Source organism: Ruegeria haliotis (genome assembly GCF_013377785.1).
In the GTDB taxonomy this organism is placed as follows: Bacteria; Pseudomonadota; Alphaproteobacteria; order Rhodobacterales; family Rhodobacteraceae; genus Ruegeria; species Ruegeria haliotis.
This window is the reverse complement of the sequence record NZ_JABXWT010000005.1, coordinates 95,034-112,066: the sequence shown is the minus strand read 5'-3', so window position 1 is coordinate 112,066 and position 17,033 is coordinate 95,034. Positions and strand designations below refer to the sequence as shown.

Genomic DNA, 17,033 nt, shown 5'->3' with positions numbered 1-17,033 from the left:
AGATAGCCCCGTTTACCCACTCAGAGCGAGCATAACCGTTGTGATGGCGGGAATTAAGGCCGTTTGCAACCGCACGGGTCAACTGATTTTTGACCAAACGGTCCAGAAAATACAAACTTCCCCTAGGGCAGGGTGCACTCCATCAGGATTGCGTCGCAGCTTTTGCCGTTTTTGCGCGCATAGTAGCCTTTGCGCTGACCGCACGGGCGGTATTGGCATCGTTCGTACAGCGCAATGGCGGCCAAGTTGTCCGAGGCGACATCCAGAAAAGCCCGGGTTGCGCCCAAGCCTACGGCTTTGCTGTGCCAATTTTCCATACATTTCACGGCCAGACCCTGCCTTTGAACGGTAGGGTGAGTCGCAAGGGTCAATAACTCCACCTCGCCCGCGATGACCTGGAACAGGGCAAATGACTGAGGGGTGCCGACGTAGTGCACAAAACGGCTATCCAACAGATCTGCAAACTCGGCCGCAGTCCATGGCCGGGACTGCTTGAATGCAGCTGCATGGGTTGATGCCATTTCCTGCGGAGTCATTCGTCCAACAAAGCCGGTGGCACATCGCTTGAAGGGGCGGCATCCGCTGGGCGAACATATAGCGGGGCCGGGGCGTTCTGCCCCGTTGTCCAGCGGCACGCGGTGATCCGGGCGATAGCTTTTGCCTGTAATTCTGGGTCACTACAAAAGAACAGCGGTGCCAGTGCGGCTGCCTCATCCCGCGTTATCAAACGTGGGCCTGCCCCGTCGGTTCCTACATAAACCTGTTCGCGTGGTGCCGGGATGGCCGGAATCTGCCCCGTGGGGGCGATGCTTGCCAGCGCGTCAAAACCCGTGACCCCCACTGCTGGAACGGCGAGGCCCAAAGCAAGGCCGCGTGCAGCGGACACCGAGATACGAATACCGGTGAAATTACCGGGACCGACGCCGACGCCAATCGCATCCAGATCTTTCCAGGCGCAATCAGCCCCGGCCAATACCTCTTCCAGCAAAGGCATGAGCCGTTCGGCCTGACCACGGGACATCGCCTCGGCCCGTGAGGCCACGATTTCATCGTCCCGCAACAAAGCGGCCGCGCAATGCGCGGCCGATGTGTCGAATGCGAGAATCGTTGGGTCAGACGGCAACTGGGCGAACCTCTGTCACTTCTGGAATATAGTGGCGCAGCAGGTTCTCGATGCCCATCTTGAGCGTCAGGGTTGAGGATGGGCAGCCGGCGCATGCGCCCTGCATGTGCAGATAAACAACGCCGCGATCAAACCCGTGGAAGGTAATGTCGCCACCGTCCTGCGCGACTGCAGGCCGGACGCGGCTATCCAGCAGATCTTTGATCTGGTCGACGATATCAGAGTCTTCTCCGGAATGCTCGGCATGGCCCGATGCAGTCGTGGCATCCGCGCCTATCACCGGTTGACCGGACTGATAATGCTCCATCACCGCGCCGAGAATCGCAGGTTTGATGTGATCCCATTGTACGTCTTCGGCTTTGGTCACGGTCACGAAGTCATTGCCAAAGAACACGCCCGTGACACCAGTGACGGCAAAGATGCGTTTGGCCAGCGGTGATTTCTCACCTGCTTCGGCAGACGGGAAGTCTGCCGTTCCAGCCTCAAGCACCGTTTGGCCGGGCAGGAACTTCAATGTGGCCGGGTTCGGGGTGGATTCGGTCTGGATGAACATGGGGCAGCTCCGTTTGAGATGCTTCTGATATGCGGGCAGGCGCGATGGAAGTCAAGATTTGGAACGATTCTAAATTGAAGTGGCGTGAAGTATTGCATCGTCAAGCCGATCATCGCCCCAGAACAACTCTGTACCAACTATGAAACTCGGTGCGCCAAACAGGCCGTTTTCTTTGGCGCGCGCGGTTTGTTCGAACAACGCGTTTTTGATGTCCGGGTCTTGTGCCCGGTCCAACACATCCGAAGGCAATCCCGCAGCGTCAAGGCATCCTCTCAGGACTCCTGACTCCGAAATGTTGCGCCCTTCACCAAACTCGGCAGTGTAGACGGCGCGAACAAATGCAGCCCTTTGTTGTTGGTCCTCAAGGGACAAAGTCACGCGTGCGGCCTGCAAAGAGTTTTGCGGAAACGGCTCAGGTTGTACCAAGGGCAAGCCGCGTTTGGCACAAAGCCGTTCCATATCGCGCCACATGTAGCGCCCTTTGGCGGGATAAAGATTGAAAGGTGATGTCTTCCAGCCCTGTTCCGCAAATATCGGCCCAAGCAGAAAGGGTTGCCACTCGATCACCACACCTTGGGTCGCAGCAACCTTTACGATCCGCATTGCGCTGAGATAGGAATAGGTCGAGGCGAATTCGAACCAGAACTGAACCGTAGTCGCCATGCGTGCGCCTCAGGTGATTTCTTCCAGCTTTTCCTTGCTTAGATCGCCGGGCACGATAGTAATCGGAATCGGCAGGCTGCCTGAATTCCGTGTCAGTTGCGTGACCAGCGGGCCGGGGCCTTTCTTGTCTGTACCAGCACCAAGAACAAGAACGCCGATCTCAGTGTCCGACTGAACATGTTCGATGATTTGCGGCACCGGATCGCCCTCGCGGATGGCGAGTTCGGGTTCGACGCCCTGTTTGTCACGCATCCACTTGGCAAAAACTTCGAAATGCGCGTGGATGCGTTCACGCGCTTCTTCGCGCATGACTTCGGCGACGCCGATCCAATGGTTGAATTCGTCAGGCGGGATTACAGACAGAACTGTGACGCCGCCACCTGTATGCGCGGCGCGCATCGCCGCAAACCGCATTGCGTTCAGGCATTCGCGGCTGTCATCTAGAACAACTAGGAACTTGCGCATGGGTGTCCTCTTTGGTTTCGGGGATCATGCCCGACAGTTTGCGTGCTGGCAACTCGGGGGAATCCCGAGTGTCTGGCTAGCGTTCACTTGCAGCCCACTCCCAATAAAGCGCACGCGCGCGGCGGGCAATGGGGCCGATCTGATACTGTGTGTCATCCAGTGCTGTTACCGGAGTGACCTTGCTCATGTTGCCAGACATGAACACTTCGTCCGCGTCGTGGAAATCCTCAAAGCTCAGGATTGTTTCATGCACAGTCACGCCATCTGCGCGCAGGTTTTTGATGTGGCGCGCGCGGGTGATCCCGGCCAGAAATGTACCGTTGGGGATTGGCGTGAATACTTCGCCATCCTTGACCATAAAGATGTTGGCCGTCGCGGTTTCTGCCACATGCCCCATCGCGTCCGCGACCAGGGCGTTCGAGAACCCTTTAGCCCGTGCCTCTTGCAGCATGCGCGCGTTGTTGGGGTACAGGCATCCAGCCTTGGCATTCACGACTGCGGTTTCCAATACAGGGCGTCGGAATCGAGTGGTCGTCAAGGTGACCGAGGCGGTTTCGGGAGCCATCGGGATTTCTTCGAGACAAATCGCGAAGCCGGTGCTGTTTTCCTGAGGCACAATCGCCGTCTGGTCACCGTCGATTCCCCAGTACATCGGGCGGATATAGACCGCTGATTCTGGGCTATAGGCCTGCAGCCCGTCGCGGATCAGGTCAACCATCTGCTCTGGCGTCATCGTTGGCGTCAGCATCAGCGCCTCGGCCGACCGGTTCACGCGGACGCAATGCGCATGAAGATCAGGGGCCATGCCTTCGAAATACCGCGCACCGTCAAAGACCGAAGATCCCAGCCACGACCCGTGGTCTGCAGCCCGCATGATGGGCGCATCCCCATCGTGCCACTGGCCTTCGAAATAGGTCCGGATATTCTTGCCGGTTGCCATGACGTCCTCCTCTGCTTCCGGCAGACCCTAGGAGGGCGCCGGGCAGAGGTCCAGCGGATTGTCGCGGGTCTCAGACCTGTTTCGCGCCGACCATCCCTACGATTTCGTAGGTCTGTTGCAGGATCGGTGTGGCAATCGCCCGCGCCTTCTCTGCACCACGGGCTAGAATCCGGTCGATCTCGGCCTCTTCTCCCATCAGTCGCGCCATTTCGGTTGAGATCGGAGACAACTTGGAAACGGCCAGATCGGCCAGCATCGGCTTGAATTCACCAAATTGCTTACCGCCGACCTCGGCCAGAACCTGTTCGGCGGATTGGTCGCTGAGAGCCGCATAGATGTTCACCAGATTGCGGGCTTCGGGCCGATCTTCCAGACCATCCGTTTCCGATGGCAGCGCCTCTGGGTCCGTCTTGGCCTTGCGGATCTTTTTCGAGATCGTATCGGCATCGTCGGTCATGTTGATCCGGCTCATGTCAGACGGGTCTGACTTTGACATTTTCTTGGATCCATCCCGCAAGCTCATCACACGGGCTGCAACCCCTTGGATAACCGGTTCGGTCAAGGGAAAGAAATCAACCCCAAAGTCGTGATTAAACTTGGTTGCGATGTCGCGGGTCAGTTCCAGATGCTGTTTTTGATCGTCACCCACTGGCACGTGGGTTGCGTGATAAATCAAGATGTCAGCAGCCATTAGCGCCGGATAGGCGAACAATCCCAGTGAAGCATTCTGTGCGTTTTTACCGGCCTTGTCCTTGAACTGAGTCATCCGCTGCATCCAACCCATGCGCGCGACGCAATTGAAGATCCATGCCAGTTGCGCATGTTCAGGCACCTGACTTTGATTGAACAGGATGGACTTGTCAGGATCCAGACCGGACGCGATGTAGCCTGCGCAGAGCTCCCGCGTTGCTTTGCGCAGCTCACTTGGATCTTGCCAGACTGTGATCGCGTGAAGATCAACCATGCAATAGATGGTTTCGTAGTCTGCACCCTGCATGCCAACCCAGTTCCGAAGTGCACCGAGATAGTTGCCAAGGTGTAGATTGCCCGAAGGCTGCGCACCGGAAAACACGCGCGGCGTGAATTGGGTCTCGGTCATCGAAGGGAACTCCCGTCTGGAAAAATCAGCCCTCGTCGCTTACCCATGAGGCACAGGGACGTCAACAGCCGGGAAAGGCCAACCCAATGAGCAGTGAGCATTACACACCACCCGTGAACCCTCTGCCGCCGGTCGTGGTGGCGCTGGTCCTGTTCATTATGGGGATCGAGCTGGCGTTCATGCTGGGTTCGCGCGGGCTGGTAGGCGGGCCGTCGGCCATCGGGTGGCGACTGGATGCCATCCAGCAATATGCGTTTTCGGCCGAAATCTTTGACTGGATGGTGCAGAACGGCCGCTGGCCGTTCGAACATGTCATCCGTTTTGTAACCTATCCATTTGTGTCGGCCAATTTCACACAGGCGATCTTTGTCTGCGTGTTCGTGTTGGCGATGGGTAAGATGGTGGCCGAGGTGTTTGGCGGCTTTTCGATGCTGTTGATCTTTGTTCTGTCTGGTATCGGTGGCGCATTGATTTATGCGGTGCCATTGGACCCAAGCTATCCGCTGATCGGGGGCTTCCCCTCAGTCTATGGGCTGATCGGAGCCTTCACATGGTTGCTCTGGCGTAAGTTATCTCTGGTCGGCGAGAATCAGGCTAGGGCGTTCCAATTGATTGCCGTGTTGATGGGCATCCAATTCCTGTTCGGCCTGATATTTGGAGCCAACTGGGACTGGGTGGCAGATCTGGGCGGGTTTGCCACCGGGTTTGGCCTGTCCTTTTTTCTGGCGCCGGGCGGCTGGGCCCGGATCGTCGGGCGAATCCGGCGCGATTGATCGGTTATGACCGACGCAGAGCGCCTTTCAGTTCGGCTATTTTGATGGCCCCGAATATGTGGCCGAGAAAGAAGTATGTGGCCGCAGCAACCTTGATCAGCACAAGCAGGGCCAGATATCGCCAGCCTGGCAGCTCGAGCGTCCAGCCGAATAGATGGATTGCCGCGAACAGAACGACGCCCATGCCCAGCGACGCCGCCACGACCCGCCATGCGCGATGCTTGAACCGGTCGTCAAATCGCGCCTCATCCCCCATGCGCCGAGCCCCAAGGACCAACAGTACCACCATCGCCCACCCTGCAGTCGAGGCGGCAATCGCAGGGGCGATCCAGCCGACCAATGGGTACAGGCCAAACGCCAGACCTGCATTGATGATCATGGCAACCACAGCATAGCGGAACGGAGACTTGGTGTCTTCACGTGCAAAAAACAGAGGCTGAAGCAGCTTTTGCAGCATGAAGGCAGGTAAACCTATGCCATAGACTGCAACGGCCAAAGCGGTCGCAGCAGTGTCTTCGGCGCTGAATTGCCCCCGCTCGAACAAGACCGACACCAACGGGTTGGGAATGATCATGAATGCCACGGTCGAGGGTAGCGTCAGCAGCAGCGTGAACTCTCCGGCACGGGAAAACGCGTTTCGAGCGCCATCTTTGTCGCCTGCACGCAATCGACGTGACAGATCGGGTAACAGCACAATGCCAACGGCGATGCCAACAACGCCCAAGGGCAATTGATACAATCGATCCGCGGCAAACAACCAACTGACCGCTTTTTCGGTTTTTGATGCCACCAATTGTCCTACAACCAGATTGACCTGGGTCACACCCATGGCCAGCGCCGCCGGAACCGCGACACGCACCATACGACGCATCTCGGGCGTCAAACGTGGCCAACCCGGTCGGATGCTGATGCCGGCCCGTTCGGTGGCGACCCAGACCAGCGCCAGCTGCGCGACACCAGCGATCGGGATAACGGTGATGAGCCATCGAATGACGTCGCCACCGGACATTGCGCCCGCGATCAACGCTGTACAGGCGAATATGTTCAGCAAAACCGGTGCCGCCGCCGCTGCTGCAAACCGACCGGTCGCGTTCAGAACACCCGAAAACAGGGCTGCCAGTGACATGAACATGATGTAAGGAAAGACGACATAGCCGTAGTCCACCGCCATATCGAAGCGTTCATCGCCGTAAAACCCCTCGGCCGTGAGCCAGACGAGGCCCGGCATGAACACCATCCCCAACCCGACCAGCGCCAGCACCGCCGCAGCCAGAAGGTTGAAGGCATTCTGCGCGAATCCTTGGGCGTCCTCATCAGCCTCTAACCGCTTGGAAAACATCGGCACAAAAGCGGCGTTGAACGCGCCTTCGGCAAAGAAACGGCGGAACATGTTGGGTAGACGGAAGGCGGCGACAAACGCATCCATCACCGGTCCCGGCCCGATATAGGCTGTCAGAAGGATTTCCCGCGCAAAGCCCAGGATGCGGCTTGCCAACGTCCAGAACCCGACAGTGAACAGGCCGGAAAACAGTCGAATCTGTTTCATGAGGCGGCACGCTTTGCACCTTCGGTGATGGCCGTGCGCAATTTGGTTTCCAGACTGCGCTGCTTGCTTTCGGAATAGTACTTCAGGCCAAACATGTCCTTAACGTAGAACGTGTCCACCACCTGTTCGCCATAGGTCGCGATCACCGCATTGGCGATATAGACGTTGGCTGCAGCCAAGGTTCGGGTCAGATCATACAGAAGACCGGGCCGGTCGCGTGTATCCACCTCGATGATCGTGTAAATCTCGGACCCGTCATTATCAAAGGTGATGTGGGTCGGTACATTGAAGGCGCGTTCGCGTTTCTTGATCTTGTCGCGAGATTTCAGCGCGTCCCGCGCCACCACCTCACCCTTGAGCGTCTTGTGAATCATTTGCGTCAGACGAGGCAGGCGAGAGGCTTCGAACGGGTGGCCTTCGGCGTCCTGAATCCAGAACGCATCGGTCACATAGCCATCCTGGGTGGTATAACTGCGCGCATCCACCACATTCGCCCCAACTAGAGCCAGAGCGCCAGCGATACGCGCAAAGATACCCGGGTGGTCGCCCATGGCGAAACAGGCGCGGGTGGCATCACGGTCTTCGTCCGGATGCAGGCGGACCTCCATTGCGCCGGGATCGCCGCTGTGTTCGAGCGCCCGCAACATTTCCGCAAACTCTATATGAGTCGATAGGTTCAGACCTTGCCAGTAGGGGGCATAATGCCGCCCGGTTTCTGCCTTGAGATCGGTCTTGGACCAGTTCTCCAAAGCGGTCCGGAGCGCCTTTTTGGCTTCTGCCCCGCGATTGGCGCGGTTCAGGTCTTCCATGCCGGTTTCCAGCGCGCGCTTGGTTTCAGCGTGCAGCGCGCGCAGCAAAGTCGCTTTCCAATTGTTCCATGTGTTTGGACCCACGCCGCGAATATCGCAAACAGTCAGCACCGTCAGCAGGTCCAGCCGTTTGACAGTCTGTACCGCCTTGGCAAAATCGCGAACAGTGCGCGGGTCCGAGATGTCGCGTTTTTGGGCCATATCCGACATCAGCAGGTGGTAACGCACAAGCCATTCTACGGTTTCGGAATCCGATTTATTCAACCCCAAGCGTGGCGCTACCTTGCGGGCGATTTGAGCGCCCAGGATCGAGTGGTCCTCGGGCCGACCTTTGGCGATGTCATGCAACAGAAGGGCCACATAAAGCACCTTGCGGTTCACCCCGCCTTCCAGAATCGAGGAGGCCAGAGGCAATGCTTCGATCAATTCGCCGCGTTCGATCTGGGCGAGGTTCACGATGCACTGAATAGTGTGCTCGTCCACCGTATAGCTGTGATACATGTTGAATTGCATCATTGCGACGATGTGCTCGAACTCGGGCAAGAAGGCCGACAATACGCCCAGTTCGTTCATCCGCCGCAGGGCACGTTCTGGATTTCCGTGTTTCAGCATCAGGTCGAGGAAAATACGCCGCGCCTCTTTGTTGTTGCGCATGTCGTCATCAATGAGGCTCAGGTTGGCGGTCACCAACAGCATCGCGTCCGGATGGATCAGCATACCCGTCCGCAGGCCTTCTTCGAAAAGGCGGAGAAGGTTCACCTTGTCGGACAGAAATCTGTCAGGATCCACCACGTCCAGACGACCACGAACGACCCTGTAACCGGGTTTGACCCTTGGGCGGCGGCGGAAAATCCGCTCCAGCAGGGGTGCGCCCTTCATATGCGACGCTTCCAGCTTGGTCAGGAAAATCCGCGTCAACTCACCCACGCGCGTTGCTTCGCGGAAATAGCGCTGCATGAACACTTCGACCGCGCGGCGACCGGCGCGGTCCTTGTATCCCATCCGCGCAGCGACCTCGACCTGCATGTCGAATGTCAGCTGTTCTGTGGCGCGGCCCGTAACCAGATGCAGGTGCGAGCGTACGGCCCAGAGAAACTCTTCGGCTTCGACAAAGGTCTTGAATTCTTCAGGCGTGAACAGGCCCAGCGGGACCAGTTCGGCCACATCTTGAACACCATAGATGTATTTCGCGATCCAATAGAGCGACTGCAGATCGCGCAAGCCACCCTTGCCCTCTTTCACATTGGGCTCGACCATATAGCGCTCACCCTGTTTGTGGTGCCGCGCGTCGCGTTCCTGCAATTTGGCTTCGATAAACTCGCGTTCGGTGCCTTCGAACAGATCTGATTTCAGGCGTTGGTCCAACTCTTCGGCCAGCAATTTGTCTCCGGCCAGATAGCGGTGTTCCAGCATCGCAGTGCGGATGGTGAAGTCCTCGGCGCCAAGCCGCAGGCAATCTTTGATGGTGCGAGACGCGTGGCCGACTTTCAGCCGCAGATCCCACAGGATATAGAGCATGGATTCGATCACGCTCTCCGCCCAGGCGGTGATCTTGTACGGCGTCAGAAACAGCAGGTCGACATCCGAAGACGGTGCCATCTCGCCCCGACCGTATCCGCCGACGGCCAGCACTGCGATCCTTTCCCCTTGCGTCGGCGTCGCCAACGGGTGCAGCCATTCGCTGGCGACCCGCATCGCTGTGCCGACCAGTTGATCTGTCAGATAGGTATAAGTTCTGGTCAATGGGCGCGCGTCAAAGGGACGTGCATCAAAGGCGTCCGCAATTGTCTTGCGTCCCGTTTTCTGGGCGTTTCGCAAAATGCGCACGGTTTCTGCACGCATGGCTGCGTTGTCTGCGCTGTTCTCGAAAGCGCCCGACAGTTGCGCGTTAACACTGGCGCTGTCGAAAATATCCTCGGCTGGGCAGATCAGGGGGCCGCTTGGCGGAGCGATCTGATTGGGCCGATCAGAAACCGGCGCCAGAGAAGCTTTGTGGGGCAGGGTCAATCACAACCACCTGTTTGTTCTGGATCGTGGCAACGGCCAGACCGCGTTCGTTGGTACCGTTCGGGCGCAGACGGAAAATACCGCCAACGCCTTGGAAACCGGCGTTTTGTGTCAGGGCCGCCCCGGTCAGAGCGTTGGATTTGCCTTGGCCTACCAAGGCGCCGATGGCAGCGATCCCATCATAGGCCAAACCGCTGATCGGGTGCGGCGCTTCGCCATAGGTCGCGTTATAGCGCTGCCGGTAGGATTGCGACTTGGACGGATCTGGCAGAGCGAACCAACCACCCTGAACGCCGGGCAATTCCAGTGTTTGCGATGGGATATCCCATCGCGTTAAACCGATGAACTGCGTGGTTGCGGGCGAGACGCCTGCTTCAGGCAGCAACTGGGTATAAAGCGGTAGTGCGCCAGCGGTTGTTGCGGTCAAGAAGATCGAATCCGCACCGGTTGAATCCACCGTTGCCTTGATGGTGGGGACCGAGTTGATGACGCCTTGTTGCGAGCGATCATACCCGACAGTTCCGGCATTTTTGACCCGGCTGTTGCCGAGCGCGTTGGCAATTGCCGCCTGACCCAATTGTCCGGCAGCGTCGTTGCTGTGCACGATAACCGTGCCGCTCTTGCCCTTGCTGCCGGCATAGTTGACCAACCGATTGGCGGTGTTTTCAAATGTCGGACCCAGCACGAAGACATTCCCGCCCGCGATGCTGGTGTTGTTCGAAAAGGACAGGACGTTGACGTTATTGTTCAAAACCGCAAGGCCTGCGGCATTGGCGGCCTGAGCGTAGACCGGCCCGATGATGATTTTGGCCCCGTCTGCCACCGCCTGTTGCGCCACAGCAGAGGCTGTGCCAGCATTGCCTGCCGTATCGTAGACACGCAGATCAATCTGGACGTTTTGCAGATCGGACATTGCCAGCCGTGCTGCATTTTCAAGGCTTTGGGCCAGCGCAGCATCACCTGATCGCGGAACCAGCAAGGCTACGGGCACGGGTTTGGAGGTGTTGATCGAAGGTCCGCCGCCAATGCCCCCCGGTTCGCAGGCGGCCAGAAAAGCCACGGTGGCCAGGGCTATGGCGGATTTCGCCAGCTTGCTTACGGGCTTGCAAACGGTAAACATCTAAATGAAAACTCCCTGATCCGGCGGCTTGAGACGCTGCTGTTCTATTGAGCCGCGATAATAAACGTCACGCTGTGAGGGTCCAGCTTTGAATTTCCAAAAGATCAGATTGGCTGCGGGCCTGTACTTTGTTGCCACTCCGATTGGCACTGCGCGCGACATTACGCTCAGGGCTCTGGATGTTCTGGCTTCGGCCGACATGATCGCGGCCGAGGACACACGCAGCCTGCGCCGTTTGATGGAAATTCACGGCGTACCTTTGGATGGGCGACGGATTCAGGCCTATCACGATCACAGCGGTGCTGGCGCGCGCGGCAAGATCCTTGAGGCGCTAGAGCAGGGCCTGTCGGTCGCCTATGCTTCCGAAGCGGGGATGCCGTTAATCGCGGACCCCGGCTATGACCTTGGGCGACAAGCGGCAGAAGCCGGGCATGCCGTGACCTGTGCGCCCGGACCGTCGGCGGTTTTGGTGGCGCTGACATTGGCAGGCCTGCCCACAGATGCGTTCTTTTTCGCGGGTTTCTTGCCCAACGCATCCGGGGCCCGTCGCACGCGTATCGAGGCGTTGCGCGATATCCCCGGAACGCTTGTGTTCTACGAATCCCCCAAACGTGTCGCGAGCAGCTTGTCGGATATGGCCGATGTTCTAAGCGCTGAGCGGCAGGCTGCACTGTGTCGGGAACTGACCAAGAAATTCGAAGAAGTCAGACGCGGTACGCTGAGAGAGTTGGCCGATGAGTATCAAGGGAAACCGATCAAAGGAGAGGTCGTTTTGCTGGTGGATCGCAGCCATTCGCAAAGCGTTAACGAATCGGACGTAGAAGAGGCATTGATACGAGCTTTGGAAACCCATTCTGTGCGGGACGCGGCGGATTTAGTGTCAGAGATGTACAATCTGCCTCGGCGGCCAATTTACCAGAAAGCTCTGAAGCTGGGAAAGGGATGACATGGTCAAACGGTCAGTGCGCGGTTCGGTGTCCTTTTACGCGGGGCAAGCGGCTGAGTTTCAGGTCGCGTCAGATTATGAGCGACGCGGCTATTCAATCGCGCACCGCCGATGGCGCGGGGCTGGTGGCGAAATCGACCTGATTGCGCGCAATGCAGAGGGGCTGGTTTTCATCGAAGTCAAGAAGAGCACCAGTTTTGAGGTGGCCGCAGCCCGGATTAACCGCCGCCAGACAGAACGTATATGTGCCTCTGCTGCGCAGTTTCTTGAGAATGAGCCGGGCGGGCAACTGACAAACGTTCGCTTCGATGCAGCCCTTGTGGACGGGTCCGGAGCTGTTCAAATTATCGAAAATGCTTTTGGACATACCTGACGCCCATTGAACCCCTCGACTTGCTGGGCCATGTATCTGGCACAAAGTTGAGGGACACGTCATGAAAATCGCCTTTCAAATGGACCCGATCGGGGCTGTAGATATCAACGCCGACAGCTCTTTCCGTCTGGCGGAAGAGGCGCAGGCGCGCGGACATCAACTATTCTTCTACGGGCCCGATCAACTGGCTTATCAGGAAGGTCGGATAACGGCGCGCGGGCATGACATGACGGTGCAGCGCGTTCCGGGTACCCCGGCTGTACTTGGGGCTGAGCGCGAAGTGGATCTGGCAGAATTCGACGTCATCTGGCTACGTCAGGACCCGCCTTTCGACATGCATTACATCACGTCGACGCATTTGCTGGATCGGCTCAAGGGTCAGGCGCTGGTGGTCAACGACCCGTTCTGGGTGCGGAACTACCCCGAAAAGCTGCTGGTTCTGGATTTCCCGGACCTGACCCCGCCGACATCAATTGCGCGAGACTTGCAAACCATTAAGGCGTTCAAGGAAAAGCATGGCGATATTATCCTCAAACCGCTTTATGGCAATGGCGGGGCGGGTGTGTTTCGGCTGGACGCAAACGACCGGAACCTGACCTCGTTGCATGAACTGTTCACCGGATTCTCGCGTGAACCGCTCATTGTACAAAAATTCCTGCCCGATGTGCGGAACGGAGACAAACGCATCATTCTTGTGGATGGCGAGGCTGTCGGCGCGATCAACCGCGTTCCTGCCGAGGGTGAAACGCGGTCGAACATGCACGTTGGGGGGCGCCCCGAAAAGATTGGCCTTACGGATCGAGATATGGAGATTTGCACTGCGATAGGCCCTCTTCTGAAAGAAAAGGGGCAGGTTTTTGTGGGGATCGATGTCATCGGCGATTACCTGACCGAGATCAACGTGACCTCGCCCACTGGTATTCAGGAACTCGAGCGGTTCAATGGCGACAACATCGCAGAAAAGATTTGGCAGGCCATCGAGGCCAAGCTTTAGGCCATGACCTTGGCGCTGATGCGAAAGCTCAGCGCCTCGGCAACATGTGGCCGGCGTATATCTGGCGCGCCTTCCAGATCGGCGATGGTGCGCGCGACCCGCAGAATGCGGTGAAAGGCGCGGGCCGACAGGCCAAACCGGTCCGCCGCTTTCAACAGTAGTTCTTTTCCTTCGGCATCAGGAACCGCGACTTCTTCCAACAACGCGCCTTCAATATCAGCGTTTTGGCGGATTGATGGTGTTTCACTATATCGCGCGGCCTGAATTGCGCTGGCCTGTTCAACCCGAGCCGCGACGGTCGCGGAACTGTCGCCAGAGGGAGGCAGGTCCAGATCGGTAAATGCGACCGGTGGAACCTCGATCCGCAGGTCGAACCTGTCCATCAAAGGACCCGAGATGCGGCCCAGATAATCGTCGCCGCATCCGGGCGCGCGCGAACAGGCCCGCGACGGGTCGGTCAGATACCCGCATTTGCAGGGATTGGCCGCCGCAACCAACATGAATCGGCAGGGGTACTTCACATGCGCATTGGCACGGGCCACTATCACTTCGCCCGTTTCGACAGGTTGGCGTAAGGTTTCCAGAACGGTTCGGGGGAATTCTGGAAATTCGTCCATGAAGAGTACACCGTTATGGGCCAGAGAAATCTCACCAGGTTTGGCCCCTTTGCCGCCTCCGACGATGGCTGCCATCGACGCGGTATGGTGCGGTTCCCGAAATGGGCGCGACCGGTTGATGCCACCTTCATCTAGTAATCCGCACAAAGATTGGATCATCGATGTTTCCAAAGCTTCTATCGGGGTCAGCGGCGGTAAAATGCCGGGCAATCGCGCGGCCAGCATCGATTTTCCAGAACCGGGTGTGCCAATCATAATCAGATGGTGTCGACCTGCTGCGGCGATCTCCAACGCGCGTTTGGCCCGTTCTTGCCCTTTCACGTCGCGCAGATCGCGGGGGCTGGGCGTCAGGTTCACTTCGCCCGGTTGGGCTGCGGGCAGCGGGGACTGACCCGAGAAATGCCGAACAACGTCGCCCAATGACTCCGCTCCGATCACTTGTGTGGCGTCTACCCACGCAGCTTCTGCGCCCGAGGCGCGCGGGCAGAGCAGGATGCGGTTCTCGGCGGCGGCGGTCATCGCGGCGGGTAACGCGCCCACAACAGGTACAAGGGATCCGTCCAGCGAAAGCTCACCTAAAGCGACCGTGCCTTCAGCGGCATCGGCGGGGATAATGTCCAGTGCGGCAAGTAGGGCAACTGCGATGGGCAGATCGAAATGGCTGCCCTCCTTGGGCAAATCGGCTGGGGACAGGTTTATGGTGATCCGCTTGGATGGCAGCGCGATTGCCATGGCGCTAAGAGCGCTGCGGACGCGGTCGCGCGCCTCTGACACCGCTTTGTTGGGCAACCCCACGATGGAAAAGGCAGGTAGCCCGGGCGAGACGGCGCATTGCACCTCGACCGGGCGGGCATCCACCCCCTGAAAGGCAACGGTATGAGCGCGGGCAACCATGGCAGTCCTGTTCTTGGTTAACAGGACGTTGCTGCCATGGTTGCAGTTTAAGAATCGTTAACGCCGCTGACCATGGCTGTGAATTTGGGCCAGGCTTCGGGGTCTGCTGCCGTTTTGTCGCGGCAGAACGGGTTGCAAAAGCCCCAGCGCTGTCCGTCCAAGTCCAGATAATCGCTCACTGGTTTGCCGGAGTATGGACACGCCGCATTGCGTGATGGACCACCTTCGACAGGTTCGGCGTGGGACACTGCTCCGATTGGCCAAGGGGTTGCCGTCAAGTTTTGCGGATAGGGAAACGGGTCATAGTGAACGGTCATTCCCATCGCGCGCCATTGCCGGACAGAGGTATCGGACAGCAGTTCCAGACAATAGGCATAATTGGCTTCGGATACAGGCAGGCCATAACTGATGATCCGGGCGGCCACCGGGGTGTAAAATACATCCGCCAGTGAGTAGGCACCAAACAACGGGCCATCCGTTGCACCAGAGATGCGGCGTGCGTGCGCCCAAAGCGATTCGACACGTGCGATGTCGGACAACGTATCCGCCGATGGGGCGAACCCCTGCCACGCATGGAGCAACTGCATGGCGCATTGGCCGCGCAAGGCGCTGAACCCGGCAACCATCTCGGCACACAGCCACCGTGCCGTTGCCCTTGCGGCCGGGTCTTGTGGCCACAATCCAGCCTCGGGGTGACGTTCGGCCAGGGTCTCGGCCAAGGCGAGGCTTTCACCTACGACCGTGCCTTCGGGCAGGCGCAGGGCGGGAACCAGCCGCGCAGGGGCGAGCGGTTGCATGTCACTGGCCATAGTGCCGGAATACAGCCCGATCATATGGCTTCGATAGGGCAGGCCGAACTTTTCCAGCATCAGCCAACCACGCAGGGACCAACTGGAAAACAAGCGGTCGCCGATGAACAAATCATAAGTCATGACCAGACGATGGCGCAGGTTAGGACATCCGTAAATCAGTGAATTGTGCGCCGCCTGATCACGGGAGGTGATTGATCTTGCCCACCGACCACCTGATGCCGTCATGCGTTACTTCGGTGACGGACAGATTGTCGATCCGGTGCGAGAGTGCCTGTTGCGCATCTAGATCAAGGGCTCTTTGAACCTGGGTCAGGATCACGCCGAAATGTGCCACGACAACCAAATCAGCGCTGGGGTGATTGGACATCAGGGCGTCGATTGTGGAATCCACTCGCGCTCGTACCTCATTCCAGCTCTCACCCTGTGGGGGACGAACGTCGCCGGGATTGTCCCAATACGCAAAGGCAAGATCGGGGTCTTCGGCCTCGATTTCTGCGAAACCGCGCAGTTCCCAGCGGCCAAAGTTGATCTCGCGCAGATCAGGGTGGTGCGGCAGCCGGAGGCGAGGGCCCTGTATCGCCGAGGCCGTGTCAATCGCACGTGAAAGATCCGAGGATACAATGATCGCGTCATGCGGCAGATGGTCTTGCAATCGTGCGATGGCGGCATGATCGCTCAGATCAGCCGGTAAGTCAGACCAGCCAACCATGGTCTTGGCATGGGTTGGACCATGGCGGACCAAGTGTAGCCGCGTCATGGCAACTGCCCCTTCAGAACCAGTGGCAATCCGGCAGTCACCTGAACGACCAGATCCGCCTGTGCGGCCAGCGCAATGTTCAACCGCCCCTGCGCCTCGCGGAAACGGCGGGCCAGGGGGTTTTCGGGGACGATTCCATGACCGACCTCGTTGGATACAATAACGATCTGCGCTGGGCAGGTTCGCAGCGCATCCAGCAAAACAGATTGCGCCTGTTCCAGATCGTTTTCTGCCAGCAGCTGGTTGCTGAGCCACATGGTGGCACAGTCAATCAGACAGATCTGGTTCGGGTTCAGATTAGCCAGAACGGGGGCAAGGTCAAAGGGCGCCTCGATGGTGTCCCAACCTTCACCGCGTTGCGATACATGGCGTTGAACCTTCTGGCCCATCTCATCATCAAACACTTGTGATGTCGCAAGGTAAACGCGGTTTTTCCCTGATGAAACAATCAGTTGTTCGGCGTATGCCGACTTGCCGGACGCCGCCCCACCCAACACAAAGGTTAAATCGGGATACACTGTTCTTACCTTTCAGGTGATCCA

General features: G+C 58.3%; 18 protein-coding genes. 4 read left to right on the top strand and 14 right to left on the bottom strand.

Annotated elements, in window-relative coordinates:
- Positions 1 to 122: 122 nt before the first annotated feature.
- The 7 genes from HW561_RS12055 to trpS form a co-directional block, all read right to left on the bottom strand.
- Complete coding sequence (locus HW561_RS12055) at positions 123 to 536, bottom strand: GNAT family N-acetyltransferase (protein ID WP_176865075.1); 414 nt, start codon at positions 534 to 536, stop codon at positions 123 to 125.
- Positions 533 to 1,123, bottom strand: a complete 591-nt coding sequence (gene tsaB / locus HW561_RS12050) for a tRNA (adenosine(37)-N6)-threonylcarbamoyltransferase complex dimerization subunit type 1 TsaB (protein ID WP_176865073.1) — start codon at positions 1,121 to 1,123, stop codon at positions 533 to 535. Before tsaB ends, HW561_RS12055 begins: the two co-directional genes overlap by 4 nt.
- On the bottom strand, positions 1,113 to 1,676 hold the full coding sequence (locus HW561_RS12045) for a NifU family protein (RefSeq protein ID WP_176865071.1): 564 nt from the start codon (positions 1,674 to 1,676) through the stop codon (positions 1,113 to 1,115). The genes tsaB and HW561_RS12045 overlap by 11 nt, the downstream gene beginning before the upstream one ends.
- Positions 1,677 to 1,745: 69 nt before the next feature.
- Positions 1,746 to 2,339, bottom strand: coding sequence for a 2-hydroxychromene-2-carboxylate isomerase (locus HW561_RS12040; protein ID WP_176865069.1), 594 nt, complete (start codon positions 2,337 to 2,339; stop codon positions 1,746 to 1,748).
- Between the two features lie 9 nt (positions 2,340 to 2,348).
- Complete coding sequence (locus tag HW561_RS12035) at positions 2,349 to 2,804, bottom strand: universal stress protein (RefSeq protein ID WP_176865067.1); 456 nt, start codon at positions 2,802 to 2,804, stop codon at positions 2,349 to 2,351.
- Positions 2,805 to 2,880: 76 nt separating this feature from the next.
- Positions 2,881 to 3,744, bottom strand: coding sequence for a branched-chain amino acid aminotransferase (locus HW561_RS12030; protein ID WP_176865066.1), 864 nt, complete (start codon positions 3,742 to 3,744; stop codon positions 2,881 to 2,883).
- Positions 3,745 to 3,814: 70 nt separating this feature from the next.
- Positions 3,815 to 4,843: a tryptophan--tRNA ligase gene (trpS, locus tag HW561_RS12025; protein WP_176865064.1), complete on the bottom strand. Its 1,029-nt coding sequence runs from the start codon at positions 4,841 to 4,843 to the stop codon at positions 3,815 to 3,817.
- 86 nt (positions 4,844 to 4,929) lie between these two features.
- On the opposite strand from trpS, the gene HW561_RS12020 reads away from it, so the two are divergent.
- Complete coding sequence (locus HW561_RS12020) at positions 4,930 to 5,616, top strand: rhomboid family intramembrane serine protease (RefSeq protein WP_176865062.1); 687 nt, start codon at positions 4,930 to 4,932, stop codon at positions 5,614 to 5,616.
- Positions 5,617 to 5,620: 4 nt separating this feature from the next.
- Here the strand turns inward: HW561_RS12020 and murJ are convergent, their stop codons facing one another.
- From murJ to HW561_RS12005, 3 genes are read right to left on the bottom strand one after another with little or no spacing between them, the layout of a single operon-like run.
- The gene (gene murJ, locus HW561_RS12015; RefSeq protein ID WP_176865060.1) at positions 5,621 to 7,162 is read right to left on the bottom strand and encodes a murein biosynthesis integral membrane protein MurJ; all 1,542 of its coding nucleotides are present in this window, start codon (positions 7,160 to 7,162) and stop codon (positions 5,621 to 5,623) included.
- Positions 7,159 to 9,978 carry a [protein-PII] uridylyltransferase gene (locus HW561_RS12010; RefSeq protein WP_176865058.1) on the bottom strand — a complete coding sequence of 940 codons (2,820 nt, stop codon included), beginning with the start codon at positions 9,976 to 9,978 and terminating at the stop codon, positions 7,159 to 7,161. The genes murJ and HW561_RS12010 overlap by 4 nt, the downstream gene beginning before the upstream one ends.
- Positions 9,938 to 11,098 carry a penicillin-binding protein activator gene (locus HW561_RS12005; RefSeq protein WP_176865056.1) on the bottom strand — a complete coding sequence of 387 codons (1,161 nt, stop codon included), beginning with the start codon at positions 11,096 to 11,098 and terminating at the stop codon, positions 9,938 to 9,940. Before HW561_RS12005 ends, HW561_RS12010 begins: the two co-directional genes overlap by 41 nt.
- 88 nt (positions 11,099 to 11,186) lie before the next feature.
- Here HW561_RS12005 and rsmI point away from each other — a divergent pair, with 88 nt between their 5' ends.
- From rsmI to gshB, 3 genes are all read left to right on the top strand, one after another.
- A complete protein-coding gene (rsmI, locus tag HW561_RS12000) occupies positions 11,187 to 12,044 on the top strand; it encodes a 16S rRNA (cytidine(1402)-2'-O)-methyltransferase (RefSeq protein WP_176865054.1) in 858 nt (285 codons plus the stop codon).
- A gap of 1 nt (position 12,045) precedes the next feature.
- Positions 12,046 to 12,417: a YraN family protein gene (locus tag HW561_RS11995; RefSeq protein ID WP_176865052.1), complete on the top strand. Its 372-nt coding sequence runs from the start codon at positions 12,046 to 12,048 to the stop codon at positions 12,415 to 12,417.
- Between the two features lie 61 nt (positions 12,418 to 12,478).
- Positions 12,479 to 13,411, top strand: coding sequence for a glutathione synthase (gene gshB, locus HW561_RS11990; protein ID WP_176865050.1), 933 nt, complete (start codon positions 12,479 to 12,481; stop codon positions 13,409 to 13,411).
- Here gshB and HW561_RS11985 read toward each other — a convergent pair.
- From HW561_RS11985 to cobU, 4 genes are read right to left on the bottom strand one after another with little or no spacing between them, the layout of a single operon-like run.
- Positions 13,408 to 14,922, bottom strand: a complete 1,515-nt coding sequence (locus tag HW561_RS11985; RefSeq protein WP_176865049.1) for a YifB family Mg chelatase-like AAA ATPase — start codon at positions 14,920 to 14,922, stop codon at positions 13,408 to 13,410. The genes gshB and HW561_RS11985 overlap by 4 nt on opposite strands.
- 47 nt (positions 14,923 to 14,969) lie before the next feature.
- Entirely contained in the window at positions 14,970 to 15,854 is an 885-nt protein-coding gene (locus tag HW561_RS11980; RefSeq protein ID WP_176865206.1) for a glutathione S-transferase, read from the bottom strand.
- Between the two features lie 58 nt (positions 15,855 to 15,912).
- Positions 15,913 to 16,491 carry a histidine phosphatase family protein gene (locus HW561_RS11975; RefSeq protein ID WP_176865047.1) on the bottom strand — a complete coding sequence of 193 codons (579 nt, stop codon included), beginning with the start codon at positions 16,489 to 16,491 and terminating at the stop codon, positions 15,913 to 15,915.
- Positions 16,488 to 17,009 carry a bifunctional adenosylcobinamide kinase/adenosylcobinamide-phosphate guanylyltransferase gene (cobU, locus tag HW561_RS11970; RefSeq protein ID WP_176865045.1) on the bottom strand — a complete coding sequence of 174 codons (522 nt, stop codon included), beginning with the start codon at positions 17,007 to 17,009 and terminating at the stop codon, positions 16,488 to 16,490. Before cobU ends, HW561_RS11975 begins: the two co-directional genes overlap by 4 nt.
- Positions 17,010 to 17,033 lie beyond the last annotated feature (24 nt).

Excerpts from the sequence above, each read along its gene's own strand:
- HW561_RS12055 (WP_176865075.1), bottom strand. The coding sequence starts at position 536 with ATGACTCCGCAGGAAATGGCATCAACCCATGCAGCTGCATTCAAGCAG.
- HW561_RS12045 (WP_176865071.1), bottom strand. The coding sequence starts at position 1,676 with ATGTTCATCCAGACCGAATCCACCCCGAACCCGGCCACATTGAAGTTC.
- HW561_RS12040 (WP_176865069.1), bottom strand. The coding sequence starts at position 2,339 with ATGGCGACTACGGTTCAGTTCTGGTTCGAATTCGCCTCGACCTATTCC.
- HW561_RS12035 (WP_176865067.1), bottom strand. The coding sequence starts at position 2,804 with ATGCGCAAGTTCCTAGTTGTTCTAGATGACAGCCGCGAATGCCTGAAC.
- HW561_RS12030 (WP_176865066.1), bottom strand. The coding sequence starts at position 3,744 with ATGGCAACCGGCAAGAATATCCGGACCTATTTCGAAGGCCAGTGGCAC.
- trpS (WP_176865064.1), bottom strand. The coding sequence starts at position 4,843 with ATGACCGAGACCCAATTCACGCCGCGCGTGTTTTCCGGTGCGCAGCCT.
- HW561_RS12020 (WP_176865062.1), top strand. The coding sequence starts at position 4,930 with ATGAGCAGTGAGCATTACACACCACCCGTGAACCCTCTGCCGCCGGTC.
- murJ (WP_176865060.1), bottom strand. The coding sequence starts at position 7,162 with ATGAAACAGATTCGACTGTTTTCCGGCCTGTTCACTGTCGGGTTCTGG.
- HW561_RS12005 (WP_176865056.1), bottom strand. The coding sequence starts at position 11,098 with ATGTTTACCGTTTGCAAGCCCGTAAGCAAGCTGGCGAAATCCGCCATA.
- HW561_RS11995 (WP_176865052.1), top strand. The coding sequence starts at position 12,046 with ATGGTCAAACGGTCAGTGCGCGGTTCGGTGTCCTTTTACGCGGGGCAA.
- gshB (WP_176865050.1), top strand. The coding sequence starts at position 12,479 with ATGAAAATCGCCTTTCAAATGGACCCGATCGGGGCTGTAGATATCAAC.
- HW561_RS11985 (WP_176865049.1), bottom strand. The coding sequence starts at position 14,922 with ATGGTTGCCCGCGCTCATACCGTTGCCTTTCAGGGGGTGGATGCCCGC.
- HW561_RS11980 (WP_176865206.1), bottom strand. The coding sequence starts at position 15,854 with ATGACTTATGATTTGTTCATCGGCGACCGCTTGTTTTCCAGTTGGTCC.
- HW561_RS11975 (WP_176865047.1), bottom strand. The coding sequence starts at position 16,491 with ATGACGCGGCTACACTTGGTCCGCCATGGTCCAACCCATGCCAAGACC.